Raw genomic sequence first — 23,045 nt, 5'->3', positions numbered from 1 at the left:
AGGCTCTCCTAATGTGTCGATCGGCACGCCATCCACCCCTCCCGAACCCAGGAGAGCCATGCTCGAATACGCTCGCCGCGGCCGTCGCCGGTCGCGTCTCGTCCTGATCGCCTCGGCGGTCGTCGCCTCCGCCGCACTGGTGCTCACCGGCTGCAGCGCCGGCAGCTCCGGCAGCGAGAGCACCGCGGGCGGCGACGCTGGGGCCTTCCCGGTCACGGTCGACAGCGCGCTGGGGAAGACCACCGTCGACTCCAAGCCGAAGCGGATCGCGACGTGGGGCTGGGGCGCCCAGGACGTGGTGCTCGCGCTCGGCATCGTGCCGGTCGCCATGCCCGCGTTCACCTACGGGGGCGACAAGGACGGCGTTCTCCCGTGGGACGCGGACAAGATCAAGGAGCTGGGCGGCACCACTCCTCAGATCATCCCCTCCGACACCGGCGAGGTGCCGTTCGAGGCGTTCGTCAAGGCGAAGCCCGACGTGATCCTCGCGCCGTACTCCGGCCTGACGCAGACGGAGTTCGACAAGCTCAGCAAGATCGCCCCCGTCGTCGCCTACCCGGACAAGCCGTGGGCGACCAGCTGGCAGGACCAGACGGCCATCGTCGGCAAGGCGCTCGGCCTCTCCGACAAGGCGGACGCCCTCGTCACGAAGACGAAGGACGACGTCGCCACGCTCGCTGCGAAGTACCCGGTGCTGAAGGGCAAGACGTTCTTCTACGCCGCGGCCAACGAGCCGGGGCTGCTCAACGTGTACCGCGCCGAGGACCCGCGCGTGCAGCTCCTGAACGAGCTCGGCCTGACGAACTCGAAGAGCATCGCCACACTCGACACGACGCCGGACGACGGCAGCTTCTTCTTCCAGCTCAGCTACGAGAACCTCTCCAAGATCGACACCGATCTGCTGGTGATGTACTTCGACAAGCAGTCCTCGGTCGACGCGTTCACCGCCGACCCGCTCGTGGCCGCGATGCCCACGATCGCGGAGGGTCGCTTCGCCCCGATCGTCGGCGAGTCGTTCGTCGCCGCGACGAGCGCGCCCAGCGTCCTCGCCATCCCGTGGATGCTCGACAAGTACGTCCCGCAGCTGGCCGCCGCCGCCGAGAAGGTCAAGTAGCGTCGATGCCCACGAGCGTCACCGCCGCGAGCGCCGGTCGTGCCGAGGGGATCACCTCGGTCGGCCGGCGCCGCCGGCGTCTGCTCGTGGGATTCGCGGTCGCCGTCCTCGCATTGGTCGTCGTGAGCGTGCTGAGCCTGATGGTCGGCGCCCGCACCATCGCACCGGCGGACGTACTCGACGCCGTGTTCCACTACCGCCCGGGTGACCCCGAGCACCTCGTCGTGATCGGGAGCCGCCTCCCCCGCACGCTGCTCGGGTTGGCCGCCGGGCTCGCGCTCGGCCTCGCCGGCACCGTGATGCAGGGGCTGTCGCGCAACGCGCTCGCGGACCCGGGCATCCTCGGCGTCAACTTCGGGGCCTCCCTCGCCGTGGTCGTGGCGATCGCGTACCTCGGCGTCACGAGCGCCTCGGGCTACGTCTGGTTCGCCTTCGTCGGGGCCGCGCTCGCCTCCGTCCTCGTCTACGCCGTCTCGTCCGCCGGGCGCGAGGGCGCCACCCCGATCAAGCTCGCGATCGCCGGCGCCGCGGTCTCGGCCGCCCTCGGTTCGCTGATCACCGCCGTGCTGCTGACGAGCCGGGTCTCGCTCGACGCCATGCGGTTCTGGCAGGTCGGAGCGCTCGCGGGGCGCAGCTTCGACGTCTTCTGGCAGATCCTGCCCACCCTCGTGATCGGCGCCGTCATCGCCCTGGGGCTGGGACGCGTGCTCAACGGGCTGGCGCTCGGCGACGACGTCGCCCGCGGGCTCGGCCAGCGGGTCGGGGTCGCCCGCGGTGTCAGCGCCGTCGCCATCGTGCTGCTCTGCGGATCCGCCACGGCCGCGGTCGGGCCGATCGCGTTCGTCGGACTCGTCGTTCCGCACCTCGCCCGCTGGGTCGTCGGCGGGGACTACCGCTGGATCCTCGCCTACTCCGCCGTCGTCGCCCCGACACTGCTGCTCGCGTGCGACGTGATCGGCCGCGTGGTCGCGATGCCCGGGGAGCTGCAGGTCGGCGTCGTGATGGCGTTCGTCGGCGCCCCGCTCTTCATCGCTCTCGTCCGTCGCCGCAAGCTGGTCAGCCTGTGAGCGCCGTCGCCACGGACCGCCGTCGCCGGACCGGGCGCGCGACGCGGGTCGCCGTGATCCTCGGGGCGCTGCTCGTCGTGGTGGGCGCGATCTCGCTCACCCTCGGGGATGCCGGCGTCGCTCCGGAGGATGTTCTCGCCGCGCTCGTCGGCCGGGCCGATCGGCTCACGTCGTTCGTCATCCTGGAGCTGCGTCTGCCTCGGCTGATCGCGGGCGCCCTGGTCGGTGCCTGCCTGGGGGTCTCCGGCGCCCTGATCCAGTCGGTCGCCCGCAACCCGCTCGCGAGCCCGGACATCATCGGCATCACCGCGAGCGCGAGCGCGGTCGGCTCCGTCGCTCTGGTCTGGTTCGGCCTCACCGGTCTCGCCCTCTCCGGGGTCGTGCTCGGCGGCACGCTGCTCGCCGCCGTGCTCATCTACGCCCTGGCTTGGCGGCGCGGGGTGAGCGGGTACCGGTTCGTGCTGGTCGGCATCGGCTTCGCCGCGATCGCGTCCGGCGTCGTGTCGTACGTGCTCACCAAGGCCGACCTCTCCGACGTGCAGAGCGCCCTCGTGTGGATCACCGGGAGCCTGAACACGATCGACGGCATCTCCCTGATCGTGCTCGCGGTCGGCGCCGTCGTCCTCATCCCGTGCGCACTGCTGCTCGGGAGGCCGCTGGCCGCGCTCGGCCTCGGCGACGACACCGCGGCCGGCATCGGCGTGCGCGCCGAGCGCACGCGCCTGCTCGTCGTCGCCGTGGCGGTCGCGCTGGCCGCCGTCGCCGTGTCGGTCGCGGGACCCATCGGCTTCGTGGCGTTCCTCGCCGCGCCGATCGCGCGCCGGCTGGTCGGCCGGGGATCCCTCGCGCTGGTCTCCTCCGCGCTCGTCGGAGCGCTCGTCCTCGTGCTGTCGGACATCGTCGCCCAGTTCGCCGTGCCCGGCGTCGTGTTCCCGGTCGGCGTCGTGACCGGGATCGTCGGCGCCCCCTACCTGCTCTGGCTCCTCACCAGGACCAACCGAATCGGCCGAGGAGGCTGACGTGACCACTGCACACGAGCTCACCGCCCGCGACCTGACCCTCTCGTACGAGGGCCGGGTCGTCGTGGAGGGACTGGACCTGACCGTGCCGCCGGGGCGGGTGACCGCGATCGTCGGCCCGAACGCGTGCGGCAAGTCCACCCTCCTGCGCGGGCTGTCGCGGCTGCTCGCGCCGGCCGGCGGATCCGTCCTTCTCGACGGCGCCGACATCCACTCGCTGCCCACGAAGCAGGTCGCCACCCGGCTCGGCCTGCTGCCGCAGACCCCGATCGCCCCGGACGGCATCACCGTGGCCGATCTCGTGTCGCGCGGGCGCTACCCGCACCAGGGCTGGTTCCGCCGATGGACAGCGGAGGACGACGCCGCGGTCGCCGAGGCGATGACGGCGACGGGCATCGTCGAGCTCGCCGAGCGGAGTGTCGACGAGCTCTCCGGCGGACAGCGCCAGCGCGTCTGGATCGCGATGGCGCTCGCGCAGCAGACGGACATCCTGCTGCTGGACGAGCCCACGACCTTCCTCGACATCAGCCATCAGATCGACGTGCTCGACCTCCTGCTCGACCTCAACGCCGCCCGCGGCGCGACGGTCGTGATGGTGCTGCACGACCTCAACCTGGCCGCGCGCTACGCCGACCATCTGGTCGCGATGCGCGCCGGCTCGATCGTCGCGGCGGGGGACCCGTCCGCGGTCGTGACGGCGGAGCTCGTGCAGGACGTCTTCGGCGTGGAGTCCGTCATCGCCAGCGATCCCGTGACGGCGACCCCGCTCGTCGTCCCGCTCGGCCGGCACCACCGCGCCTGACCGGCGGAAACCTCCGGCGGGCGTGGGCGACGCCGGCAGCGCGTCCCGCCCTCCACCGGCTGCCACTCGGGTGAGGGCGCCTGTCGGCGCCTCTCCTGGCCTGGGTCTCGACCGATGGGCGGGGACGCGTTGCCGGCCTCGTCGTGTCTGGCAGCGCACATCGCGACCGTGGTCGGACGGATGCGGGGCTCATGCCAGGTCCTCCGGGACACCACCGAGTCGCACCGGTCGGGGTGCGGCATGAGGGTGGCAACGCCGTGAGTCTACGTCCGGGCCGCCTGCCGAGGCCATCCCCCCGGGAGGTGTCCACGCGTCCGTCGTGGAAGAATCGACGCATGGCTTCCCCGATCACCCCGCCCCGCGGCATGCGCGACTTCCTCCCCGCCGAGAAGGCCCGGCGGGAGCACGCGTTGGGCGTGATCCGTCGCAGTTTCGCCTCCCACGGGTTCGACGAGATCGAGACCCCCGTCGTCGAGGACGTCGCCCGCCTCCACTCCGGCCTCGGCGGCGACAACGAGAAGCTCGCCTTCAGCGTGCTCAAGCGCGGCCTCGACGCGGACGACCTGCGCGCGGCCCTCGAGTCCGGCGACACGCTCGCGCTCTGCGACCTCGGTCTCCGCTTCGACCTGACCGTTCCGCTCGCTCGGTTCTACGCGACCCACCGCGGAGACCTCCCTCCGGTGTTCCGCTCCATCCAGATCGCGCCGGTGTGGCGTGCGGAGCGACCGCAGAAGGGCCGCTACCGGCAGTTCGTCCAGTGCGACATCGACATCATCGGCGAAGGGTCGCAGCTGGCCGAGGTGGAGCTGATCACGGCAACGGCGGCCACCCTCGACGCGCTGGGGCTGAAGGACTGCACCATCCGCATCAACGACCGCCGCATCCTGAACGGGCTGCTGGAGTACTGCGGCTTCGAGGAGTCGCGCTGGCCGCAGGTGCTCATCTCGGTCGACAAGCTCGACAAGATCGGCGCGCAGGGCGTCGTCGCAGAGCTGAGCGAGGGCGGGGCCGATGCCGCCGCCGTGCTCGGCGGCATCCTGGCCGGACTCGAACCGCACCTGGCCGACGGCGGGGTGGGGCTGTCCGTCGAGGCGATCTCGGGCATCCTGCCCGCCGGCATCGACGCCGACGCCGTCGCGGCGCTGGAGGCGCTGGCCCACGCGCTCGACACGCTCCCCACCGGTGTCCGACTGCGCTTCGACCCCACGCTCGTGCGGGGGATGGGCTACTACACCGGCACGATCTTCGAGATCGCGCACCCGGGATCGGGCAGTTCCGTCGGCGGCGGCGGACGCTACGACGGCATGATCGGGCGCTTCCTCGGCACCGACGTCCCGGCGTGCGGCTTCTCGATCGGCTTCGAGCGGGTCGTCGACCTGATCGAGCTGCCCGAGGACGAGGGGGCCGAGTCCGTCGTGCTCGTCTACGACGCCTCCGTGCCGCTCGACCGGCTGATGGCCGTCAAGTCGGCGCTCGTCGCGGAGGGACGCCGGGTGCGGCTCGATCGTCGCGCCAAGAACCTCAAGGGAGTGCTCGACCGGGCGGCGGTCTCGGGATACCGTTCCTTCGCGTTCGTGAACGCTGAGACGGTCGACGCGGCAGCGCTCGAGATCAAGCCGCTGGGCTGAACGGCCGCCGGGTCCCGCCATTTGTCGCAAGCATCCTGCCGTCGGCATCGGCTGTTCACCCGGCGTCACTAGACTTGCCGGTGAAACCCACGAACTACCACTGAGGAGACTGTTGTGGCTCAGATCGAAGCTGTAGGCGCTCGCGAGATCCTGGATTCGCGCGGCAACCCGACCGTCGAGGTCGAGGTGCTCCTGGAGGACGGCACCGTCAGCCGTGCCGCCGTCCCGTCCGGAGCCTCCACCGGCGCCTTCGAGGCTTACGAGCTTCGCGACGGCGACAAGGACCGCTACCTGGGCAAGGGCGTCGAGAAGGCCGTGGACGCGGTCCTCGACGAGATCGGCCCGGCCATCGAGGGCTTCGAGGCCAGCGACCAGCGTCTCGTCGACGAGGCCATGATCGAGCTCGACGGCACCGACAACAAGAAGCGCCTCGGCGCCAACGCCATCCTCGGCGTCAGCCTGGCGGTCGCCAAGGCCGCTGCGGACTCCGCCGACCTGCCGCTCTTCCGCTACCTCGGCGGCCCGAACGCGCACGTGCTCCCGGTGCCGATGATGAACATCATCAACGGTGGCGCCCACGCCGACACCGGTGTCGACATCCAGGAGTTCATGGTCCTGCCGATCGGCGCGGACACCTTCTCCGAAGCCCTCCGCTGGGGTGTGGAGACCTACCACTCGCTCAAGTCCCTGCTGAAGTCGAAGGGCCTCAACACCGGCCTCGGCGACGAGGGCGGCTTCGCTCCCGAGCTCGAGCACAACCGCGCCGCGCTCGACCTCATCTCCGAGGCCATCGAGAAGGCCGGCTTCACCGTCGGCACCGACATCGCGCTCGGCCTCGACGTCGCCTCCACCGAGTTCTTCGAGAACGGCGTGTACCGCTTCGAGGGCCAGGACCGCACCGCGGCCCAGATGTCGGCCTACTACGCCGAGCTCGCCGCGAACTACCCGCTGGTCTCCATCGAGGACCCGCTGGCCGAGGACGACTGGGAGGGCTGGGCTCACCTGAACTCCGAGATCGGCTCGAAGCTGCAGCTCGTCGGCGACGACCTGTTCGTCACCAACCCGAAGCGTCTCGCCCAGGGCATCGCGGTCAAGGCCGCGAACAGCATCCTCGTCAAGGTCAACCAGATCGGCACTTTGACCGAGACGCTCGACGCCGTCTCCCTCGCCCAGCGCTCCGGCATGACCGCCGTGCTCTCGCACCGCTCCGGCGAGACCGAGGACACCACCATCGCCGACCTCGCCGTCGCGACGGACGCCGGCCAGATCAAGACCGGTGCCCCGGCCCGCTCCGAGCGCGTCGCGAAGTACAACCAGCTGCTCCGCATCGAGGAGGAGCTCGGCGACGCCGCCGTCTACGCCGGCCGCAGCGCCTTCCCGCGTTTCACCGCGTAACGCATCACGCGCACACAGGCCCCCGTCGCAAGACGGGGGCCTTCGTGTGCGTGTCTCCCGTCTCTGTCCGTCCGCACCACCCGGCTAAGATCCGAGACGTGGACGATGGTGATCGGCAGGAACCGGAGCCGGTAGCACCGGACATGCCGGTTCGCGGGGCACCGTTGACGGTCGGAGCATGGCTCGCCCTCCCGATTGCGACCGTCCTCGTATTCGTAGCTCTGGGCTGGTGGGTGCTCGCTCAGGGCGCTTCGCCGCTCGCCATGATCGTCCAGTGGGCCGCATGCCTCCTGCCCATCGCGGGCGCCGGTTCAGCGGCAGTCCTGGGCTATCGGGCGTACCGCGACCTGGATGAACGCGCAGTGCGCCGATGGATGGCTGGCCTCGTCCTGCTGCTCTTCGCCCGGGATCGCGCTGGTCATCGTGCCGATCGCACCCGTGGCGGTGCTTGGAGCCGTGTGGTGCTGGGGTGCGGGATACGGCTTCGGCTATCCGGCGCACTCCGGACGGCGCATCCCGCCCGACCGCTGCAGAGTGGACGGCTGGATGCGTCGGGCGGTGCTCCTTGGCGTGGGTGCACTGGCGGTGACCGTCGGTGCCCTCGTTGTCGCTCACGTGGTCGTCTTCCCCGCTGCAGCTCCCCTCGCGCTCATCGCGGGCGCTTCGGCCGCCGCCTCCGGCTTCGCCGCTCGACGGGGGAGTCCCCTGATCGAAACGTGAGCAGTTGCGGGTGCGGGCCCCTCCGCACCCGCAACGACCCACGTCTCGCGGCCGGTCCCGGAGGGGCGCACCGGGAGGCGGGAGGGTGATCGCCTACGATGAATGCGGGGCCGCACGGCCCCGCGTCCGAGTCGTCCGTCCACCCGGGAGGTGCCATGCCGAAGCGGCCAACGCTCCCCAACACGACACCGAAGCCCGAGAAGCGTCCCACCTCGGCGACCGAGCCCACCCCGGCCGCTGCGAAAACGACGAGACCCGCGAAATCGACCAGGGCTCGCGCGGCGGAAGAGCCGGGGAAGTCGCAGAAGGCGGCGAAGCCGGCCACCCAGACGGTGGCCCCCGTGATGTCGACGCCGGGCGGGACCGGGCGGTGGCTGCGCGGCATCCACTTCTCGGCCTTCTCGCTGGTGATGATGGGCATCCTGGTGCTCGCCGTCGTGATCCTCGCGCCGACGCTGCAGGCGTTCGCCCAGCAGCGGTCGCAGATCGCCGATCAGCAGGCCGCCGTCGACAAGCTGAGCGGTCAGGTCGATGCGGCGAAGGCCCAGCGCGCCCGCTGGAACGACCCCAGCTACATCCGCGCCCAGGCGCGCGACCGTCTCTACTATGTGATGCCGGGCGAGACGAGCTATCTCGTCATCGACGACCGCCCGCCGGCCGCGGCGCAGAGCGACGCCCCGGTCAGCTCCACCATCCAGAAGACCCACACGGACTGGGTGGGCTCGCTGTTCGGCTCGTTCATGGGAGCGGGTCTCACGGAGGCCACGCCTCAGCAGTTGAGCGGCCAGACCGGCACCCCGACTCCGACCCCCACCCCGACCAAGTGAGCACCGCACCATGACCAGACCGCCCTTCGAACCCGTCACCGCCGAGGACATCGCCGTCGTCAGCAGCCAGCTCGGCCGACCCGCCCGCGATGTGGTCGGCATCGCGGCACGCTGCGTCTGCGGGCGCCCCACGGTCGTGTCGACCGCGCCGCGGCTCGCCGACGGCACGCCGTTCCCGACGTTCTACTACCTGACCCATCCGGCGGCGACGGCGGCGATGTCGACGCTCGAGGCGACGCAGGTGATGAACGAGTACAACGACCTCCTGGCGGAGGACGAGGGTCTGCGCGACCGGTATGCCGCCGCCCACGAGCAGTTCCTCGCGGACCGCGAGTCGATCGCCGTGGTCGAGGAGATCTCCGGCATCTCCTCGGGCGGCATGCCGGTCCGGGTGAAGTGCCTGCATGCCCTCGCCGCGCACGCTCTCGCCGCGGGCCCGGGCGTGAACCCGATCGGCGATCTCGCGCTCGCCCGCGGCGACTGGTCGCCCGAGGTCTGCGAGTGTCAGGTCGACGTGACGGAATGAGCGCGGCCCAGGGGGGAGGCCGCACGCATCGGGGACGGATGCGGCGCGGCGCCGGGCAGGCGGCCCGCTCCATCGCCACGATCGCCGTCGCGCTGACGCTCTCGCTCGTCGCCCCGACCGCGGCGCGAGCCGACCAGGTGCGCGACCTCGAGTACTGGCTTTCCGACTACGGTTTCACCACGGCATGGCAGACGACGCGCGGCGCGGGGGTGAAGGTCGCGGTGATCGACACCGGCGTCGACGGCAGCGTGCCCGATCTGGCCGGAGCGATGGGCGCCGGCACGGATGTCTCCGAAGTCGGTGCTCCCAACGGCCAGAAGCCGCTCGGCGACGGGGACGCCGCCAATCACGGCACGTGGGTCGCCTCCCTCCTCGCGGGTCGCGGCACCGGCGACGGCAACGGCGTGCTCGGCGCCGCGCCGGAGGCGACCATCCTCCCGGCGTCGGTGGCGCTCGGCAAGGCGATGGGACCCGTCGGCAGCGACGAGCAGATCGCGCAGGCGGTCCGCTGGGCCGTCGACCAGGGCGCCACGGTCATCAACATGTCGCTCACCCGGAACACCCTCGACTGGCCGACCAGCTGGGACGACGCGTTCCAGTACGCCTTCCAGCACGACGTGGTGATCGTCGCGGCCGCCGGCAACCGGGGGAGCGGGACGACCGAGGTCGGTGCACCGGCGACCATCCCCGGTGTGCTCACCGTGGCGGGCGTCGACAGGCAGGGGCAGGCGAGCTTCGACGCGTCGTCCCAGGGCATCACCATCGGCGTCTCCGCGCCGAGCGAGCAGCTCGTGGGAGCGAACCCGGGCGGCGGCTACGTGCAGTGGGAGGGCACGAGCGGTGCGGCGCCCCTGGTGTCGGGAGCGGTCGCGCTCGTCCGCGCGGCGCATCCCGAACTGAAGGCCGCCGACGTCATCGAGCGCATCATCAAGACGGCGCGCCCGGCCGGCGGCGGCAGCGTCCCGAGCCCGATCTACGGTTTCGGGTTGCTGGACGCCGCGGCCGCGGTGACCGCGTCCGTCCCGCACGTGACCGCGAATCCGATGGGCGACCTCACCGAATGGATCCGCGTGCACCGGCGCGCCGACACCCCCACGACGCCCGCGCCGACCGGGAATCCGCAGGCTCTTCCGGCCCCGGAGAAGCTCGCGCCCGAACGCGCGGTAGGATGGATGCGGTTCTTCTGGCCGCAATGGAGCGTCCTCACCACCTTCTGGATTCCGTTCGCGTTGATCTCGGGTTTCGTGGCCCTCGCCGCCCTGGGCGGCGTGGGTGCGTGGCTGCATTTCAGGCGAAGGGTGCGCAGGGGGTAGATTAACGACCATTGTTTCGTGTTGAGGAGACGCATCACTGTGCCCAAAATCCTGATCGTCGGCGGAGGCTACGCCGGTTTCTACACGGCGTGGAAGCTCGAGAAGCAGCTGCGCAAGGGTGAAGCCGAGGTCACCATGGTCGACCCGCTGCCCTATATGACGTACCAGCCCTTCCTTCCAGAGGTCGCGGCAGGCTCCATCGAGCCGCGTCATGCGGTGGTCGCCCACCGGCGCCACCTGAAGAGCACGAACGTCATCACGGCGAAGGTCACGTACATCGACCACGCCAAGAAGACCGCCACCATCCAGCCCCCGGTCGGCGAGGCGTACGAGTTCGCGTACGACATCGTCGTGGTCACGGCCGGTGCGGTGTCGCGCACGTTCCCGATCCCGGGCGTCGCCGACCAGGCCGTCGGTCTCAAGACCATCGAAGAGGCCGTGTACATCCGCGACACGATGCTCACGAACTTCGACAAGGCCGCGACCCTGCCGGCCGGCCCCGAGCGCGACCGCCTGCTCACCACCGTCGTGGTCGGCGGCGGCTTCGCCGGCATCGAGATCTTCGCGGAGCTGCGCTCGTTCGCCAGCGCGCTGCTGCAGAAGTACCCCGAGCTGTCGTTCGAGGACACGCACTTCCACCTGATCGAGGCCATGGGCCGGATCATGCCGGAGGTCAGCCTCCCGACCAGCCACTGGGTGATCAAGAACCTCGCCGAGCGCGGTGCGGAGATCCACCTCGACACGCAGCTCACCAGCGCGGTCGACGGCGTGATCCAGCTCTCCACGGGCGAGTCGTTCGAGACCGACCTCATCGTCTGGACCGCCGGTGTCATGGCGAACCCGACCGTGGTGCGTCACACCGACCTCCCGATCGAGGAGCGCGGCCGACTCCGGGTCCGCGCCGACCTGCGCGTCGGAACCGACGAGGAGATCGTCGCGGACGCCTGGGGCGCCGGCGATGTCTCGGCCGTCCCCGACCTGACCGGTGCCGGCGTCGGCGGCTACTGCGTGCCGAACGCTCAGCACGCCGTCCGCCAGGGCAAGCTGCTCGCCAAGAACATCGTCGCCGTCCTCCGTGGCGAACTCCCGCGTCAGTACTTCCACAAGAGCCTGGGCGCCGTCGCCGGCCTCGGTCTCGGCATCGGTGTGCTGCAGTCCGGCAAGCTCGCTTTCAAGGGCGTGCTCGGCTGGCTCGCACACCGTGGCTACCACGGTCTCGCGATGCCGAGCTGGGAGCGCAAGTGGCGCGTCATCTGGGGCTGGTGGAACAACTTCTGGCTCGGCCGCGACATCGTGTCGATCGAGGCCCTGCGGACCCCGCGTGCGGTCTTCGAGGAGTTTGCCTCGCGTCCGAAGCCGGCCGTCGAGGCTCCGGCGGAGCCCGCGAAGGCTCCGGCCAAGAAGGCTCCCGCGAAGGAGCCGGCCGAGGTCACCGCGAAGTAACGCGATCCGACTCGTCCCGAAGGCCCGGTGCCCGCATCAGCGGGGCCGGGCCTCGGCGTTCCACAGGGTGCTCAGCCCTCGGGCGAGGAACGGCCGCCCGTGAGGTCGCGGATCGTATCGGCGGCCTCGGCGGAGCGTGCCTGCGGCAGCACCATCGCGAGTCGCACGGTCGCGCCGTAGTCGATGTCGGGGACGGCGAATCCCTCGCCTTCCGCCCAGCGCCTAATCCGCTCCGCGTCGGCGTAGTCGGCCGTCACGGTCAGGGTCGTCTCCGGGATTCGCTCGACGATCTCGGCGTGCAGCAGGGCCGTGGCGATCGCGTCGGTGTACGCGCGGACCAGCCCGCCCGCTCCGAGCTTGACTCCGCCGAAGTAGCGCACGACGACGCCGAGCACCCCGTCGAGGTCGTGGTGGCGCAGCACTTCGAGGATCGGCCGTCCCGCGGTGCCCCTCGGCTCCCTGTCGTCCGACATGCCGGAGTGGCCGCCCGCGAGCAGTGCCCAGCAGACGTGGTTCGCGCCGGGGTGCTCCGCTCGCAGGAGGGCGACCCGTTCGGCGGCCTCCTCCCTCCCGGAGACGGCGAGGGCGAAGCCGAGGAACCGGCTGCGGCGCACCTCGAGCTCCGCGGTGGCGGGGGAGGCGAGGGTGCGGGGCATCCCCTCCACGCTACGGGATGAGCGTCAGTCGTCCGCGATCGCGCCGAGGATCGCGGCCGCACGGCGGAGGACGTCCTGCTCCTCGGCGCCGAGGCCGGCGAGGCGCTCGCGGAACCAGCGGTGCCGTTGCTCGCGGGACTCCGCGGCCAGCGCGCGGCCCTTCTCCGTCGGGGCGAACAGCACCCGGCGGCCGTCGTCGGGGTCCGGTGTCCGGACGGCGAGGTCGAGCTCCACGAGACGGTTCACGGTCTGGCTCATGGAGGCCGGTGTCACCTTCTCGTGCTCGCTGAGCGCGCCGAGGGAGGTCGGGCCGTACCGATGCAGGTGGCTCAACGCCGAGACTGCGGCGTCACCGAGTTCGCCGTTCGCCCGTTCCGCCCGGAACCGGCGGTAGATCCGTGCGACCGCACGGGTGACCTCCTCGTCTAGATCCCGCAGGGAGTCGGCGCCGGTTGCGTTCGCGTCCATAAGTCTTTAGTATACCTAAAGAAGTAGTTAACGCATCTGAACCAGTTTGGGAGTCCCCACGGCCACCACCACCGATCGCACCACGACCACGCCCTTCGGCTGGCGCTTCACGGCGCCGCTGCTGCTCGGCTCCACCCTCAATCCGATCAACAGCTCGATGCTGGCCACCGGGTTGCTCGCGATCGGCCTCGACTTCCATCTCGGCCCGGGCAAGACCGCCAGCCTGATCTCCGTGCTGTACCTCTGCAGCGCGATCATGCAGCCCACGATGGGCAAGCTGTCGACCGTGTTCGGGCCGAGGCGCGTGTTCGTGTCCGGAATCGTGATCCTGCTCATCGCCGGCGTGGTGGGGGCGGCGGCCCCGAACTTCGGGTTCCTGCTCGTCTCGCGCGCGCTGATCGGCATCGGGAGCTCGGCGGCGTACCCGACCGCCATGGCGATGGTGCGTCGGCGTGCGGACGAGCGAGGCGTCGGTGTCCCGTCGCGGGTGCTCGGGAACTTCTCCATCGCCGCGCAGATCACGGCCGTCGTCGGCCTCCCTCTCGGCGGCGTGCTCGCCGGGGCGTTCGGGTGGCGTGCCCTCTTCCTCGTGAACGTGCCCCTCGCGCTCATCGTGCTGACCTTCACCCTGCTCGGCGTCGAGAAGGACGCCCAACGCGAGCGCGGCGGTGTCCGCTCGCTCCTGGTCTCGGTCGATCTGCCCGGCATCGGCCTCTTCGCCGCGACCATCGTCAGCCTCCTGCTCTTCCTCTCGAGCCTCTCCGCTCCGGTCTGGTGGCTGCTGCCGGTGATCCTCGTGTGCGGGGCCGCGCTGATGGTCTGGGAACGACGGGCGACCCGTCCGCTCATCGACGTCCGGATGCTCGGCAGCAACGGACCGCTGCAGCGCACCTACCTGCGTCAGACGCTCTCGGCGCTCGTCAGCTACTCGACCCTGTACGGCGTGAGCCAGTGGATGGAGCAGTCCGCCGGCTATTCCGCGACCCAGGTCGGGCTCATCCTGCTGCCGCTCTCGGGTGTCAGCATCGTGCTCGCCCGCATCGTGTCGAACCGGGGCTGGGTGCGCAGCCCGCTGCTGCTCGGGGCGCTCGCCATCGCTGCGGCCGCCGCGCTGCTCCTGCTCATGGACGCTCACACCAGCGTCTGGCTGCTCCTGCTGATGGCCGCGCTGCTCGGGGTCGCCAACGGCCTGACCGGCTTCGCGAACCAGGCCAGCCTCTACGTACAGGCGCCGGCGGGGGAGATCGCGGTCGCCTCGGGCCTGTACCGCACCTTCGCCTACATCGGAGCGATCTTCTCGTCGAGCCTGATCGGCATCACCTTCGGGGAGGCCGCGACGGACGCGGGCCTGCACACGCTCGCGTGGGTGATGGCCGGGATCGGAGTCGCGCTGCTCGTCATCACGGCGATCGACCGACGGATCCCGCGCGGGACGGCGGGGGAGCGGGTGTAACGGCGCGGCAGGCGGAGTACCCCCAGTGGGACTCGAACCCACACTGAGGCGATTTTAAGTCGCCTGCCTCTGCCAATTGGGCTATGGGGGCCCGGCGTCCATCGTAACGATCGCCGGCCCGAAGCCAGGGAGGAAACGAGAAGCGGTGGCGTCCGCTACTTGCCGCGGTAGGGCGACTTGACCATCTGCACGATGGCCGCGAGTGCGGTCACGCCGCCGACGACGACGACGAGCGAGATGATTCCGATGAGAACGCCAGCCATGTGGTCAACGGTACACCGTCGCGACCCTTGCCGATGGCACGCCGACGGGGGAAGGTGGGCGCATGATCCGGATCGGCTCGGTGGTGTGGGGTGTACGGGATGTGCCGCGAGGCATCGCGTTCTGGACGGCGGTGCTCGGGTACGAGCCCGTGTACGAGCCGGACGCTGATTGGGCGTTGCTCGCGCCGGCATCGGGGCACGGGCCGCGGCTGGCGCTGAAGGAGGTGGGGGCGGAGACGAACCGGTCACCGCATCACCATCTCGACCTGTACGCGGACGACCAGAAGGCCGAAGTCGCGCGCCTCATCGGACTCGGCGCGTCGGAGGTCGAGTGGGACTACGAGGACGGCGCGGACTACGTGGTGCTCGCCGACCCGACGGCAACCGGTTCTGCGTCGTGGCGGCCGGCCCCGCGGCGCGAGAACCGTAAGCGCCCGGGCATCGCCGCGACACGCGCGGGCGTGCGGCGAGGGTTGTGAGAGGACCCTCAGGCCCTCCATAGCTGACGCTCACGTGGGCATCGCACACTGGGTACCGGCACCCTTTCTGGTGAGGTGTCCTCCCCCGGCCGAGGCTTGCGATCCCCCGATACCCGCCTCGGCCGGGTTCTCTTCGTCCGGGCCCGGATAGGCTCGACGGGTGACCTCCGACCGGTGCCCCTGCCTCAGCGGCTCGACGTACGACGAGTGCTGCGGCCCGCTCCACCGGGGCGAGCCCGCCCCGACGGCCGAGCGGCTGATGCGGTCGCGGTTCAGCGCCTTCGCCCTCGGCGACGCGGCCTACCTGCTGCGCAGCTGGGATGCGTCCACGAGACCTGCCGAGCTCGACCTCGACGAGGGGCTGCGCTGGTACCGGCTCGACATCGAGCGCACCGAGCGAGGCGGTCCGTTCGACCGGGAGGGCGTCGTGGAGTTCCGCGCCTTCTACCGCGGAGCCGAGCGCGGCGAGCTCCACGAGGTCTCCCGCTTCGTCAAGGACGGCCGCGACTGGTTCTATGTCGAGGCGGTCTAGATGACCGGAGGCGAGACGACCCGGCTGATCGCCTGGGGCGAGGAGTTGCGCAGTGTGCACGCGCGGCTGCGGAACGCACTGTCGGTCGTGCGGGACGCCGTCGCGGCGGGCGAGCCGGCCGAGGCTGCGGGCCGCGACCTGCTCCTGTTCTGCCACGGCTTCTGCACCGCGCTCACCGGGCATCACGAGGGCGAGGATCGGGAGCTGTTCCCGGCGATCGCCGCCGCGCATCCCGAGCTCCGCGAGACGCTGACGCAGCTGGAGCAGGATCACGCGATGATCGCCCACCTGATCGGCGGCCTGGAGCAGGCGGTCGCCTCGGCGGCGACGCCTGCGGAGCTGGGGCGTCACGTGGAGGGGATCGCGGCGATCATGGAGAGCCACTTCCGCTTCGAAGAACGCCGGTTGGTCGCCGTGCTGCAGACGCTGGCGCTCGACGCCGAACCGGAGCGAGTGCTCGGCCCGCTCTGAGTGCTGACCGGCGGACGGGCGAGACTAGCGGGCGGGCTCCACGTAGCGCTCCCAGAGCCAGGCCGACACGCTGAGCACGGCGAAGACGAGAGCGACCACCGTCGCGGCGAGGAATCCGGTGCCGTTCTCCACCAGGGAGGCCACAGGCAGGAGGAGCGCGAACAGCAGCGTGTAGACGACCAGGCTCATGCCGGTCCACATCAGGCGGCTCCACTGGAAGATCGCGCGGCCGGCGAGGCCGCCGAGCGGCAGCAGGGCGATGGCGCTCGATCCGATCCCCACCATGGCGAGGGCGTTGGCGCACTCCAGGACGAACGCCGACACGCCGCCGGTGGGCGCGGGGAGGACTCCGGTCAGCAGCCACGCGAGCACGCCCAGGGCGGCTGTCGCAGAGACCTGGACCGCCGCGATGCGCCCGCGCGCGACGCGGGCCAGCTCGGGCGCGATCGTCACGCCGAGCACGAGCCCGAACAGCAGTGCCGGCTCGAGTCCGAACAGCCGGGAGCCGATCGCGGCGACGGCGACGATCACGAGCAGCCCCGGCCGCACGGTCACGGCGGGCACGGTCAGGTGCAGCTGGCGGGCCAGCCCCCGGGCCGAGAGCACCCAGACGGCGTTGACGAGCACGATCGCGAGCACGACGGCGATGAGCAGCCGGGTGTACGCACCCGGATCCTTCACCGAGGTCGAGAGGGTGACCAGCGCGGCCGCGAGAACGCCCGTGAGAGGCGCCAGCCACACCGGCTGAACCGCGGGCGCGGAGGCGTTTCCGCCCTCCGCGCCGTCGGGGGACCGCGGCCCGAACAGCGCGTCGGCCTCACCGAGCTCGCCCCGCGCGCGGTTGCGGCCGAAGATCGACGAGCGTGGCCGCGGCGTGTAGCCGGAGGCCGCCCGCGCCGCACGGCCGCGGGAGACGGTGGCGGCGAGGAGCCGCGCCGGCAGGACGAGCAGCACGAGCGCGGCGAGGGCGAGCAGGGCGGAGCGCAGCCAGCCGGGGAAGGCCTCGGCCGACACGACCGGGGCGGAGGCCGTCGTGAACGGGGTGTCGATCCACCCCTTGGTCCCGGGATGCTGCTGTCCCGCGGCCGGCGGCGCCGGCGCGACCGTCCCCGGAGGGGTCGTCGGCGTCGGGGTCGGCGTCGGAGTCGGCGTGGGCGTCGGCTTGCGCGTCGCCGGGGGAGCTGCAGGGGCGCCTGCGGCGGCGACCGTGACGGCGACGGTGTTGCTGCCCGCGCTGATGTTGCCGGCCGCGTCGCGCTGGAGCGCCGTGATCAGGAACCCGCCCTCGGGGAGGGATCCGGCGCACGACCACGCTCCTCCCGTCACCGGGGAGGTGCAGGCGACAGCGGCTCCGGCCGAGGTGTTGGCGTAGACGGTGATCGTCCCGCCGTCCTCTCCGGCACCGCTGAACGTCATCGACTCGCCGGTGTTGACCGTCGTGCCGGGCGCCGGTGACGTGATCGTGGGCGCCGACGGGGCGACGGTGTCGACCACGATGGTCACCGTCGCGCTGACGGCGCTGCGGGTGCCCGAGAAGGGGGCGACCTGTGTCGCGGTCACGGTGTGCCGGCCGTCGGGGAGCGAGCCGCTGAGCACGCACCCCCACGCGCCGGTGGAGTCGGCGGGGAACTGGCAGGTCGCGCCGCTGTCGGCCGTGACGGTGACGCGGGCGCCGGGGTAGGCGGTGCCGCGCACGCCGCCGCCGGAGGGGGTGCCGTCCGACGTGATCACCGGAGGGGAGAGGACGGCGACATGAGCGGTGTCCGACTGCCCGGTGGCGGCCGATTCGGCGCGCAGCGTGACGTTGGGGCCGTCGGGGACGACCCGGAGGTCGCACGAGAAGCGGCCGGAGGGGTCCACGGTCGCCTGGCAGCGGTTCGCCGCGGAACCGGCGCCCCCGGCGGAGACGGCGATGGTGTCGCCGGGCTCGCCGCTGCCGCGGACGGTGAGCGGGAAGCGGGTGACGAGATCGTCGCCCGGGTCGTCGAGCGACACGGGCGACGGGGTCGGGGTCGGTGTGCCCGACGAGGGGAGGGTGGCGGAGGGGCGATCGGGGGTCGGCGTTCCCTCGGGGGCGGCGTTCGCGGGTGCGGCCAGGCCGAGCACGCCGGCGGCCACGAGGAGCAGAGCGGAGACGGCGAGGGAGGCGAACGCACGACGGCGCGGTCCCGTCGCCCCCCGCGACCGGACTGGAGGAGAAGTATCAGAGAAGTACACCCGCATTCCACCCCATTCCAGGGGGCCGGACGGGGGGATGTCAAACCACCCGGCCGGATTTGGGGCATACTGACATCTGGGTCAACCGTCCCACTTTCTCGTGCACCGTCGCACGAGGCATCCCGAGGAGACTCCGATGACGCGCATCCCACCCGCAGCTCGTCGCACCGCCCTCGTCCAGGCTGCCCTCCGGGTCGTCGCCCGCGACGGCGTCGCCGCGGCCACCACGCGCCGCATCGTGGCCGAGGCCGGCATGCCGCTGGCGAGCTTCCACTACGTGTTCTCCTCCCGCGACGAGCTGATGGCCGAACTCGTCGACGTCGCCGTCGCGGGGGAGCAGTCCGACCTCGCCCCGGCGTTCGAACCGGCGCCCGCCGACCTGCGCGACGCGGTCCGCAGCGGGCTGGAGCACTACTTCGCCGGGGTCCGCGCCGACCCGGACCGCGAGAAGGCGATGTTCGAGCTGACGCAGTGGGCGCTCCGTGAACCGGGGTTCGCGCCCCTCGCACGGCGGCAGTACGAGCGCTACTACGAGGTCGCCGAGCGCGCGGCCGAGGATGCCGCCCGGCTCACCGGCAGCACGTGGTCCCTCCCGCTCGCCGACGTCGCGCGGCTGCTCGTCACCCTGACCGACGGCCTCACCGTCGCCTGGCTCGCCACACGCGACGACCGCGCGGCGGCCGCCACCATCGATTTCGCCGCCCAGGCGCTCGCCGCCCTCGCGACGCCTGCACCATCCGCATCGCCCGCACCATCTGCACCGCCCGCGTCACCCTCCGAATCCCTCCTCCCGAACGCAGGTGCCCGATGACCGAGACATCCACCCCGGCGGTCTTCGCCGAACCGACCCGCCGCATCCCGGGCCACTGGATCGCGTTCTTCGCGATCGCCTGGCTGGGCGTGTGGATGGCGCAGCTGGCGCCCATCCAGAAGCTCCTGCCCGATCAGGTGCAGGCGCAGCTGCACACCACCTACTGGGTCGACAACGTCGTCGTCTTCGGGATCATCTCCGGGATCTCGGGCGTCTGCGCGATCATCGCCTATCCGCTCACCGGGGCCCTCTCGGACCGCACGACGAGCAGGTTCGGCCGGCGCCGCCCCTGGATCGCCGGCGGCGCGCTGCTCTTCGCGGCCTCCCTGCTCCTGCTCGGTCTGCAGACCACGATCGTCGGCATCGGCGTCTTCTGGTCCCTCGCGCTCACCGGGTTCTGCGTCCTGACCGCCGCACTCACCGCGACGATCAGCGATCAGGTGCCCGTCGCGCAGCGCGGCTACGTGTCGGGCTGGATCAGCGCCCCGCAGGCCATCGGCATCATCCTCGGCGTCTCGCTCGTCACCTACGTCTTCGTGGGCGCCGTCGTCGGCTACGCGGCGATGGCGGTGCTCCTGCTGATCCTGGTGCTGCCGTTCCTCTTCCTGCCCGACGCCGTGCTCCCGAAGGCGCTCCGCCAGCCGATGACGGCGCGCAGCCTCATCGAGGGGCTCTGGATCAGCCCGCGGGAGCACCCCGACTTCGGCTGGACGCTGCTCAGCCGCATCCTGGTCAACTTCGGAAACGCGTTCGGCACGTCCCTGCTGCTTTACTTCCTCGAGTTCGGCCTGAAAGACCCGGACGCGGACGACGACCTCCTGATCCTGATCCTCATCTACATGGTGTTCGTCATCATCGCGTCGCTGGTGTTCGGCCGGCTCTCGGACAAGCTCGGGAAGCGCAAGGCGTTCGTCTTCCTCTCCTCGGCCATCCAGGGCGTCGCCGCCCTCCTGCTGGCGTTCGTGCCGGAGCTGTCGGCCGCGATGATCGCGGCGGGCCTCCTCGGCCTCGGCTACGGCTGCTTCCTCTCGGTCGACCAGGCCCTCGCCACCCAGGTGCTCCCCGACCCCGAGAGCCGCGGCAAGGACCTCGGCATCATGAACATCGCCACCGCGGTCCCGCAGGCGATGGCGCCCCTGATCGGCGCCGGCATCGTCGCCGCGCTCGGCGGGTTCATGGGTCTCTTCATCCTGTCCGGATTGTTCGCGTTCGCGGGTGCTCTCGCGGTCGCCCGAGTGAAAGCGGTCCGCTGATGGATCTGACCACCCCACCCACCCCCGCCGAGCGCACCTGGACGACGCCCGACGTGTTCTGGCCGTCGCTCTCCGCGGCGACCACCCGGCTCGACCCGGCGCTCGCGGTGCTGCACCTGCCGGCCCTGCGACACAACACGCACGACATGCTGCGGCGGGCCGGGGGCAAGCCCATCCGGGTCGCGTCGAAGTCCGTGCGGGTACGCTCGGTGCTCGACGCCGTGCTCGCACTGCCGGGCTATGCGGGAGTGCTGGCGTACACCCTCCCGGAGGCCCTGTGGCTGGCGGAGGGCGACGCGGAGCACCCGCCGATCGATGACGTCGTCGTGGGGTACCCGACGGCGGACCGCGGCGCGATCGCCCGCCTGGCGCACTCTCCCGAGCTCGCCGCCCGGGTCACGCTGATGGTCGACTCGATCGCCCACCTCGACCTGATCGACGCCGTCGTCCCGCCCGCGGAGCGCGAGAGCATCCGCCTCTGCCTCGAGCTGGACTCGTCGTGGAACGCCCCGGTCCTCGGCCACATCGGCGTCTTCCGCTCGCCGCTCCACACGGTCGAGGAGGTGCGCGCCGTCGCCGAAGAGATCGTCCGCCGCCCGGGCTTCCATCTGGTCGGGATGATGGGGTACGAGGCGCAGATCGCCGGGCAGGGCGACAACCCCTCCGGCCGGCCAGCCTGGGGCGCGACGCTGCGCTGGATGCAGAAGAACTCCCAGGAGGAGCTCCTCACGCGCCGCGGAGAGGCCGTCGCAGCCGTGCGGGCGCTCGCCGACCTCGAGTTCGTCAACGGCGGCGGGACGGGCTCCCTCGAGTTCACCTCCCGAGACGACGCCGTCACCGAGATCGCCGCCGGGAGCGGTCTGTTCGGCGGCCATCTGTTCGACACCTACCGCGGGTTCCGGCCGGCACCGGCGGCGTCGTTCGCCCTCTCCGTCGTGCGGCGCCCCGGACCCGACATCGCGACCCTGCTCGGCGGCGGCTGGATCGCCTCCGGGCCGCCCGGAGCCGACCGGATGCCGAAGGTGGTCTGGCCGACCGGGCTGTCGATGGTCGACCGCGAGATGGCGGGCGAGGTGCAGACCCCGCTCACCGGAGCCGCGGCGAGCGTGCTGCGCGTCGGCGATCGGGTGTGGCTGCGTCACACCAAGTCCGGCGAGCTGAGCGAGCACGTCGACGTGTTCCACCTGGTGGATGCCGTCGACGGGCGCGCGACCGTGGTCGGCGAGACCCCGAGCTACCGCGGCGAGGGCAAGGTGTTCCTGTGACGGCGGTCGATGCGCGCACCGGCGTCTGGCGCAACTGGGGGCGCAGCGAGTCCATCCGCCCGCAGCGCATCGAGCGCCCGGCGACCCCGGAGGCCGTGCAGCGCGCGGTCGCGGCTGCCGCGAGACAGGGCATGCGTGTCAAAGCGATCGGAGCCGGGCACAGCTTCACGGCGATCTCGGCCGCACCCGGCGTGCTCCTCGACCTCGAAGGCCTCAGCGGCGTGCTCGACGTGGACCTCGAGCGCGGCCGCGTCACCCTCGCGGCCGGCACCCACCTCCACCAGCTCCCCGCACTGCTGCGCCCGCACGGCCTCGCCCTGCAGAACATGGGCGACATCGACCGCCAGACCATCGCAGGGGCGACCTCCACCGGCACCCACGGCACCGGCGGCTCGTTCGGCGGCCTCGCCACCCAGATCGTCGCCCTCACACTCGTGATCGGCTCGGGGGAGGTCCTGCGCATCACCGAGACGGAGAACGCCGATCTGCTGCCCGCCGCCCGTCTCGGACTCGGTGCGCTCGGGGTCATCCTCGATGTCACGATCCAGTGCGTCCCCGCGTTCCTGCTCAAGGCGGTGGAGCGGCCGGAGCCGCTGCAGGATGTGCTCGACGGCTACCTCGACCGCTCGGCCGCCGAGGACCACTTCGAGTTCTACTGGTTCCCGCACACCGAGACGGCGCTCACCAAGACCAACACCCGGCTCCCGCTCACGGAGCAGCGCGCGCCGCTTTCGCCGGTCGGGCGCTGGATGGACGACGAACTGCTCGCGAACGGCCTCTACCGCGGCGTATGTGCCGTGGGCACCGCCGTCCCCGCGATCGTCCCGCCGTTCAGTCGCCTCGCCCAGAAGCTGACCGGCAACCGCGACTTCACCGACCACTCGCCGCGCGTCTACGTCACCAATCGCACGGTGCGCTTCCGCGAGATGGAGTACGCGATCCCGCGCGACGCGGTGCCCGAGGCGCTCGCCGACGTCAAGGCGCTCATCGAGAAGCGCGGCTGGCGCATCTCGTTCCCGATCGAGGTGCGGTCGGCCGCCGCCGACGAGAACTGGCTCTCGACCGCGTACGGTCGCGAGACCGGCTACATCGCGGTGCACCGGTACTACCGGGAGGACCCGAGCGCGTACTTCCACGCGGTTGAAGAGATCATGACGGCGCACGGCGGTCGACCGCACTGGGGCAAGATGCACTATCGCGACGCGGACTCGCTGCGCGCGGTCTACCCGCGCTTCGACGACTTCCTCGCCGTACGCGACCGACTGGACCCCGAACGCCGCTTCGAGAACAGCTACCTGCGGCGGGTGCTGGGGGAGTAGGCCG

The 23,045-nt window shown here is 71.5% G+C and carries 22 protein-coding genes and 1 tRNA gene; 19 read left to right on the top strand and 4 right to left on the bottom strand.

Features of this window, described 5'->3' with window-relative positions; translation table 11 throughout:
• Positions 1 to 58: 58 nt before the first annotated feature.
• From ACFVU2_RS20480 to ACFVU2_RS20430, 11 genes are all read left to right on the top strand, one after another.
• Positions 59 to 1,114 carry an iron-siderophore ABC transporter substrate-binding protein gene (locus ACFVU2_RS20480; protein ID WP_387878388.1) on the top strand — a complete coding sequence of 352 codons (1,056 nt, stop codon included), beginning with the start codon at positions 59 to 61 and terminating at the stop codon, positions 1,112 to 1,114.
• 5 nt (positions 1,115 to 1,119) lie between these two features.
• Positions 1,120 to 2,181, top strand: a complete 1,062-nt coding sequence (locus ACFVU2_RS20475) for a FecCD family ABC transporter permease (RefSeq protein ID WP_387878387.1) — start codon at positions 1,120 to 1,122, stop codon at positions 2,179 to 2,181.
• Positions 2,178 to 3,200 (top strand): FecCD family ABC transporter permease, encoded by a 1,023-nt coding sequence (locus ACFVU2_RS20470; RefSeq protein ID WP_387878385.1) that lies wholly within the window; start codon positions 2,178 to 2,180, stop codon positions 3,198 to 3,200. The genes ACFVU2_RS20475 and ACFVU2_RS20470 overlap by 4 nt, the downstream gene beginning before the upstream one ends.
• Before the next feature lies 1 nt (position 3,201).
• Positions 3,202 to 4,002, top strand: coding sequence for an ABC transporter ATP-binding protein (locus ACFVU2_RS20465; RefSeq protein ID WP_387878383.1), 801 nt, complete (start codon positions 3,202 to 3,204; stop codon positions 4,000 to 4,002).
• Positions 4,003 to 4,337: 335 nt separating this feature from the next.
• On the top strand, positions 4,338 to 5,630 hold the full coding sequence (gene hisS / locus ACFVU2_RS20460; protein WP_387878380.1) for a histidine--tRNA ligase: 1,293 nt from the start codon (positions 4,338 to 4,340) through the stop codon (positions 5,628 to 5,630).
• Positions 5,631 to 5,744: 114 nt separating this feature from the next.
• Positions 5,745 to 7,025 carry a phosphopyruvate hydratase gene (gene eno, locus ACFVU2_RS20455; RefSeq protein ID WP_387878378.1) on the top strand — a complete coding sequence of 427 codons (1,281 nt, stop codon included), beginning with the start codon at positions 5,745 to 5,747 and terminating at the stop codon, positions 7,023 to 7,025.
• A gap of 351 nt (positions 7,026 to 7,376) precedes the next feature.
• Positions 7,377 to 7,745, top strand: coding sequence for a hypothetical protein (locus tag ACFVU2_RS20450; protein WP_387878376.1), 369 nt, complete (start codon positions 7,377 to 7,379; stop codon positions 7,743 to 7,745).
• Positions 7,746 to 7,900: 155 nt separating this feature from the next.
• Positions 7,901 to 8,572, top strand: coding sequence for a septum formation initiator family protein (locus tag ACFVU2_RS20445; protein ID WP_387878374.1), 672 nt, complete (start codon positions 7,901 to 7,903; stop codon positions 8,570 to 8,572).
• 10 nt (positions 8,573 to 8,582) lie between these two features.
• Positions 8,583 to 9,098: a DUF501 domain-containing protein gene (locus tag ACFVU2_RS20440; protein WP_387878371.1), complete on the top strand. Its 516-nt coding sequence runs from the start codon at positions 8,583 to 8,585 to the stop codon at positions 9,096 to 9,098.
• Complete coding sequence (locus tag ACFVU2_RS20435; protein ID WP_387878370.1) at positions 9,095 to 10,411, top strand: S8 family serine peptidase; 1,317 nt, start codon at positions 9,095 to 9,097, stop codon at positions 10,409 to 10,411. Before ACFVU2_RS20440 ends, ACFVU2_RS20435 begins: the two co-directional genes overlap by 4 nt.
• A 39-nt stretch (positions 10,412 to 10,450) precedes the next feature.
• Positions 10,451 to 11,854: an NAD(P)/FAD-dependent oxidoreductase gene (locus tag ACFVU2_RS20430; protein ID WP_387878368.1), complete on the top strand. Its 1,404-nt coding sequence runs from the start codon at positions 10,451 to 10,453 to the stop codon at positions 11,852 to 11,854.
• A gap of 71 nt (positions 11,855 to 11,925) precedes the next feature.
• Here ACFVU2_RS20430 and ACFVU2_RS20425 read toward each other — a convergent pair whose 3' ends face one another.
• The gene (locus tag ACFVU2_RS20425) at positions 11,926 to 12,510 is read right to left on the bottom strand and encodes an IMPACT family protein (protein WP_387878366.1); all 585 of its coding nucleotides are present in this window, start codon (positions 12,508 to 12,510) and stop codon (positions 11,926 to 11,928) included.
• A gap of 24 nt (positions 12,511 to 12,534) precedes the next feature.
• Positions 12,535 to 12,978, bottom strand: coding sequence for a MarR family winged helix-turn-helix transcriptional regulator (locus ACFVU2_RS20420; protein WP_387878363.1), 444 nt, complete (start codon positions 12,976 to 12,978; stop codon positions 12,535 to 12,537).
• Between the two features lie 46 nt (positions 12,979 to 13,024).
• Here ACFVU2_RS20420 and ACFVU2_RS20415 point away from each other — a divergent pair, with 46 nt between their 5' ends.
• Positions 13,025 to 14,431 (top strand): MFS transporter, encoded by a 1,407-nt coding sequence (locus tag ACFVU2_RS20415; RefSeq protein WP_387878360.1) that lies wholly within the window; start codon positions 13,025 to 13,027, stop codon positions 14,429 to 14,431.
• Positions 14,432 to 14,448: 17 nt separating this feature from the next.
• On the opposite strand, the gene ACFVU2_RS20410 is transcribed toward ACFVU2_RS20415, so the two are convergent.
• Positions 14,449 to 14,522: transfer RNA gene (locus ACFVU2_RS20410), tRNA-Leu, on the bottom strand.
• A gap of 234 nt (positions 14,523 to 14,756) precedes the next feature.
• Here ACFVU2_RS20410 and ACFVU2_RS20405 point away from each other — a divergent pair.
• The 3 genes from ACFVU2_RS20405 to ACFVU2_RS20395 all read left to right on the top strand — a co-directional run bounded on the left by ACFVU2_RS20405 (position 14,757) and on the right by ACFVU2_RS20395 (position 16,176).
• Positions 14,757 to 15,173, top strand: coding sequence for a VOC family protein (locus ACFVU2_RS20405; protein ID WP_387878358.1), 417 nt, complete (start codon positions 14,757 to 14,759; stop codon positions 15,171 to 15,173).
• 160 nt (positions 15,174 to 15,333) lie between these two features.
• A complete protein-coding gene (locus ACFVU2_RS20400; RefSeq protein WP_387878357.1) occupies positions 15,334 to 15,705 on the top strand; it encodes a YchJ family protein in 372 nt (123 codons plus the stop codon).
• Positions 15,706 to 16,176 carry a hemerythrin domain-containing protein gene (locus tag ACFVU2_RS20395; protein WP_387878355.1) on the top strand — a complete coding sequence of 157 codons (471 nt, stop codon included), beginning with the start codon at positions 15,706 to 15,708 and terminating at the stop codon, positions 16,174 to 16,176.
• A 24-nt stretch (positions 16,177 to 16,200) separates the two neighbouring features.
• On the opposite strand, the gene ACFVU2_RS20390 is transcribed toward ACFVU2_RS20395, so the two are convergent.
• Complete coding sequence (locus tag ACFVU2_RS20390; RefSeq protein WP_387878352.1) at positions 16,201 to 18,393, bottom strand: hypothetical protein; 2,193 nt, start codon at positions 18,391 to 18,393, stop codon at positions 16,201 to 16,203.
• Between the two features lie 136 nt (positions 18,394 to 18,529).
• Here ACFVU2_RS20390 and ACFVU2_RS20385 point away from each other — a divergent pair, with 136 nt between their 5' ends.
• From ACFVU2_RS20385 to ACFVU2_RS20370, 4 genes are read left to right on the top strand one after another with little or no spacing between them, the layout of a single operon-like run.
• A complete protein-coding gene (locus tag ACFVU2_RS20385) occupies positions 18,530 to 19,204 on the top strand; it encodes a TetR/AcrR family transcriptional regulator (RefSeq protein ID WP_387878351.1) in 675 nt (224 codons plus the stop codon).
• Positions 19,201 to 20,457 (top strand): MFS transporter, encoded by a 1,257-nt coding sequence (locus ACFVU2_RS20380; RefSeq protein WP_387878348.1) that lies wholly within the window; start codon positions 19,201 to 19,203, stop codon positions 20,455 to 20,457. The genes ACFVU2_RS20385 and ACFVU2_RS20380 overlap by 4 nt, the downstream gene beginning before the upstream one ends.
• Entirely contained in the window at positions 20,457 to 21,722 is a 1,266-nt protein-coding gene (locus ACFVU2_RS20375) for an amino acid deaminase/aldolase (RefSeq protein WP_387878346.1), read from the top strand. Before ACFVU2_RS20380 ends, ACFVU2_RS20375 begins: the two co-directional genes overlap by 1 nt.
• Positions 21,719 to 23,041, top strand: a complete 1,323-nt coding sequence (locus ACFVU2_RS20370; protein ID WP_387878343.1) for a D-arabinono-1,4-lactone oxidase — start codon at positions 21,719 to 21,721, stop codon at positions 23,039 to 23,041. Before ACFVU2_RS20375 ends, ACFVU2_RS20370 begins: the two co-directional genes overlap by 4 nt.
• Positions 23,042 to 23,045 lie beyond the last annotated feature (4 nt).

This window comes from Leifsonia sp. NPDC058194, from assembly GCF_042883605.1.
Lineage (GTDB): Bacteria > Actinomycetota > Actinomycetes > Actinomycetales > Microbacteriaceae > Leifsonia.
This window is presented reverse-complemented; position numbering and strand designations above follow the sequence as displayed.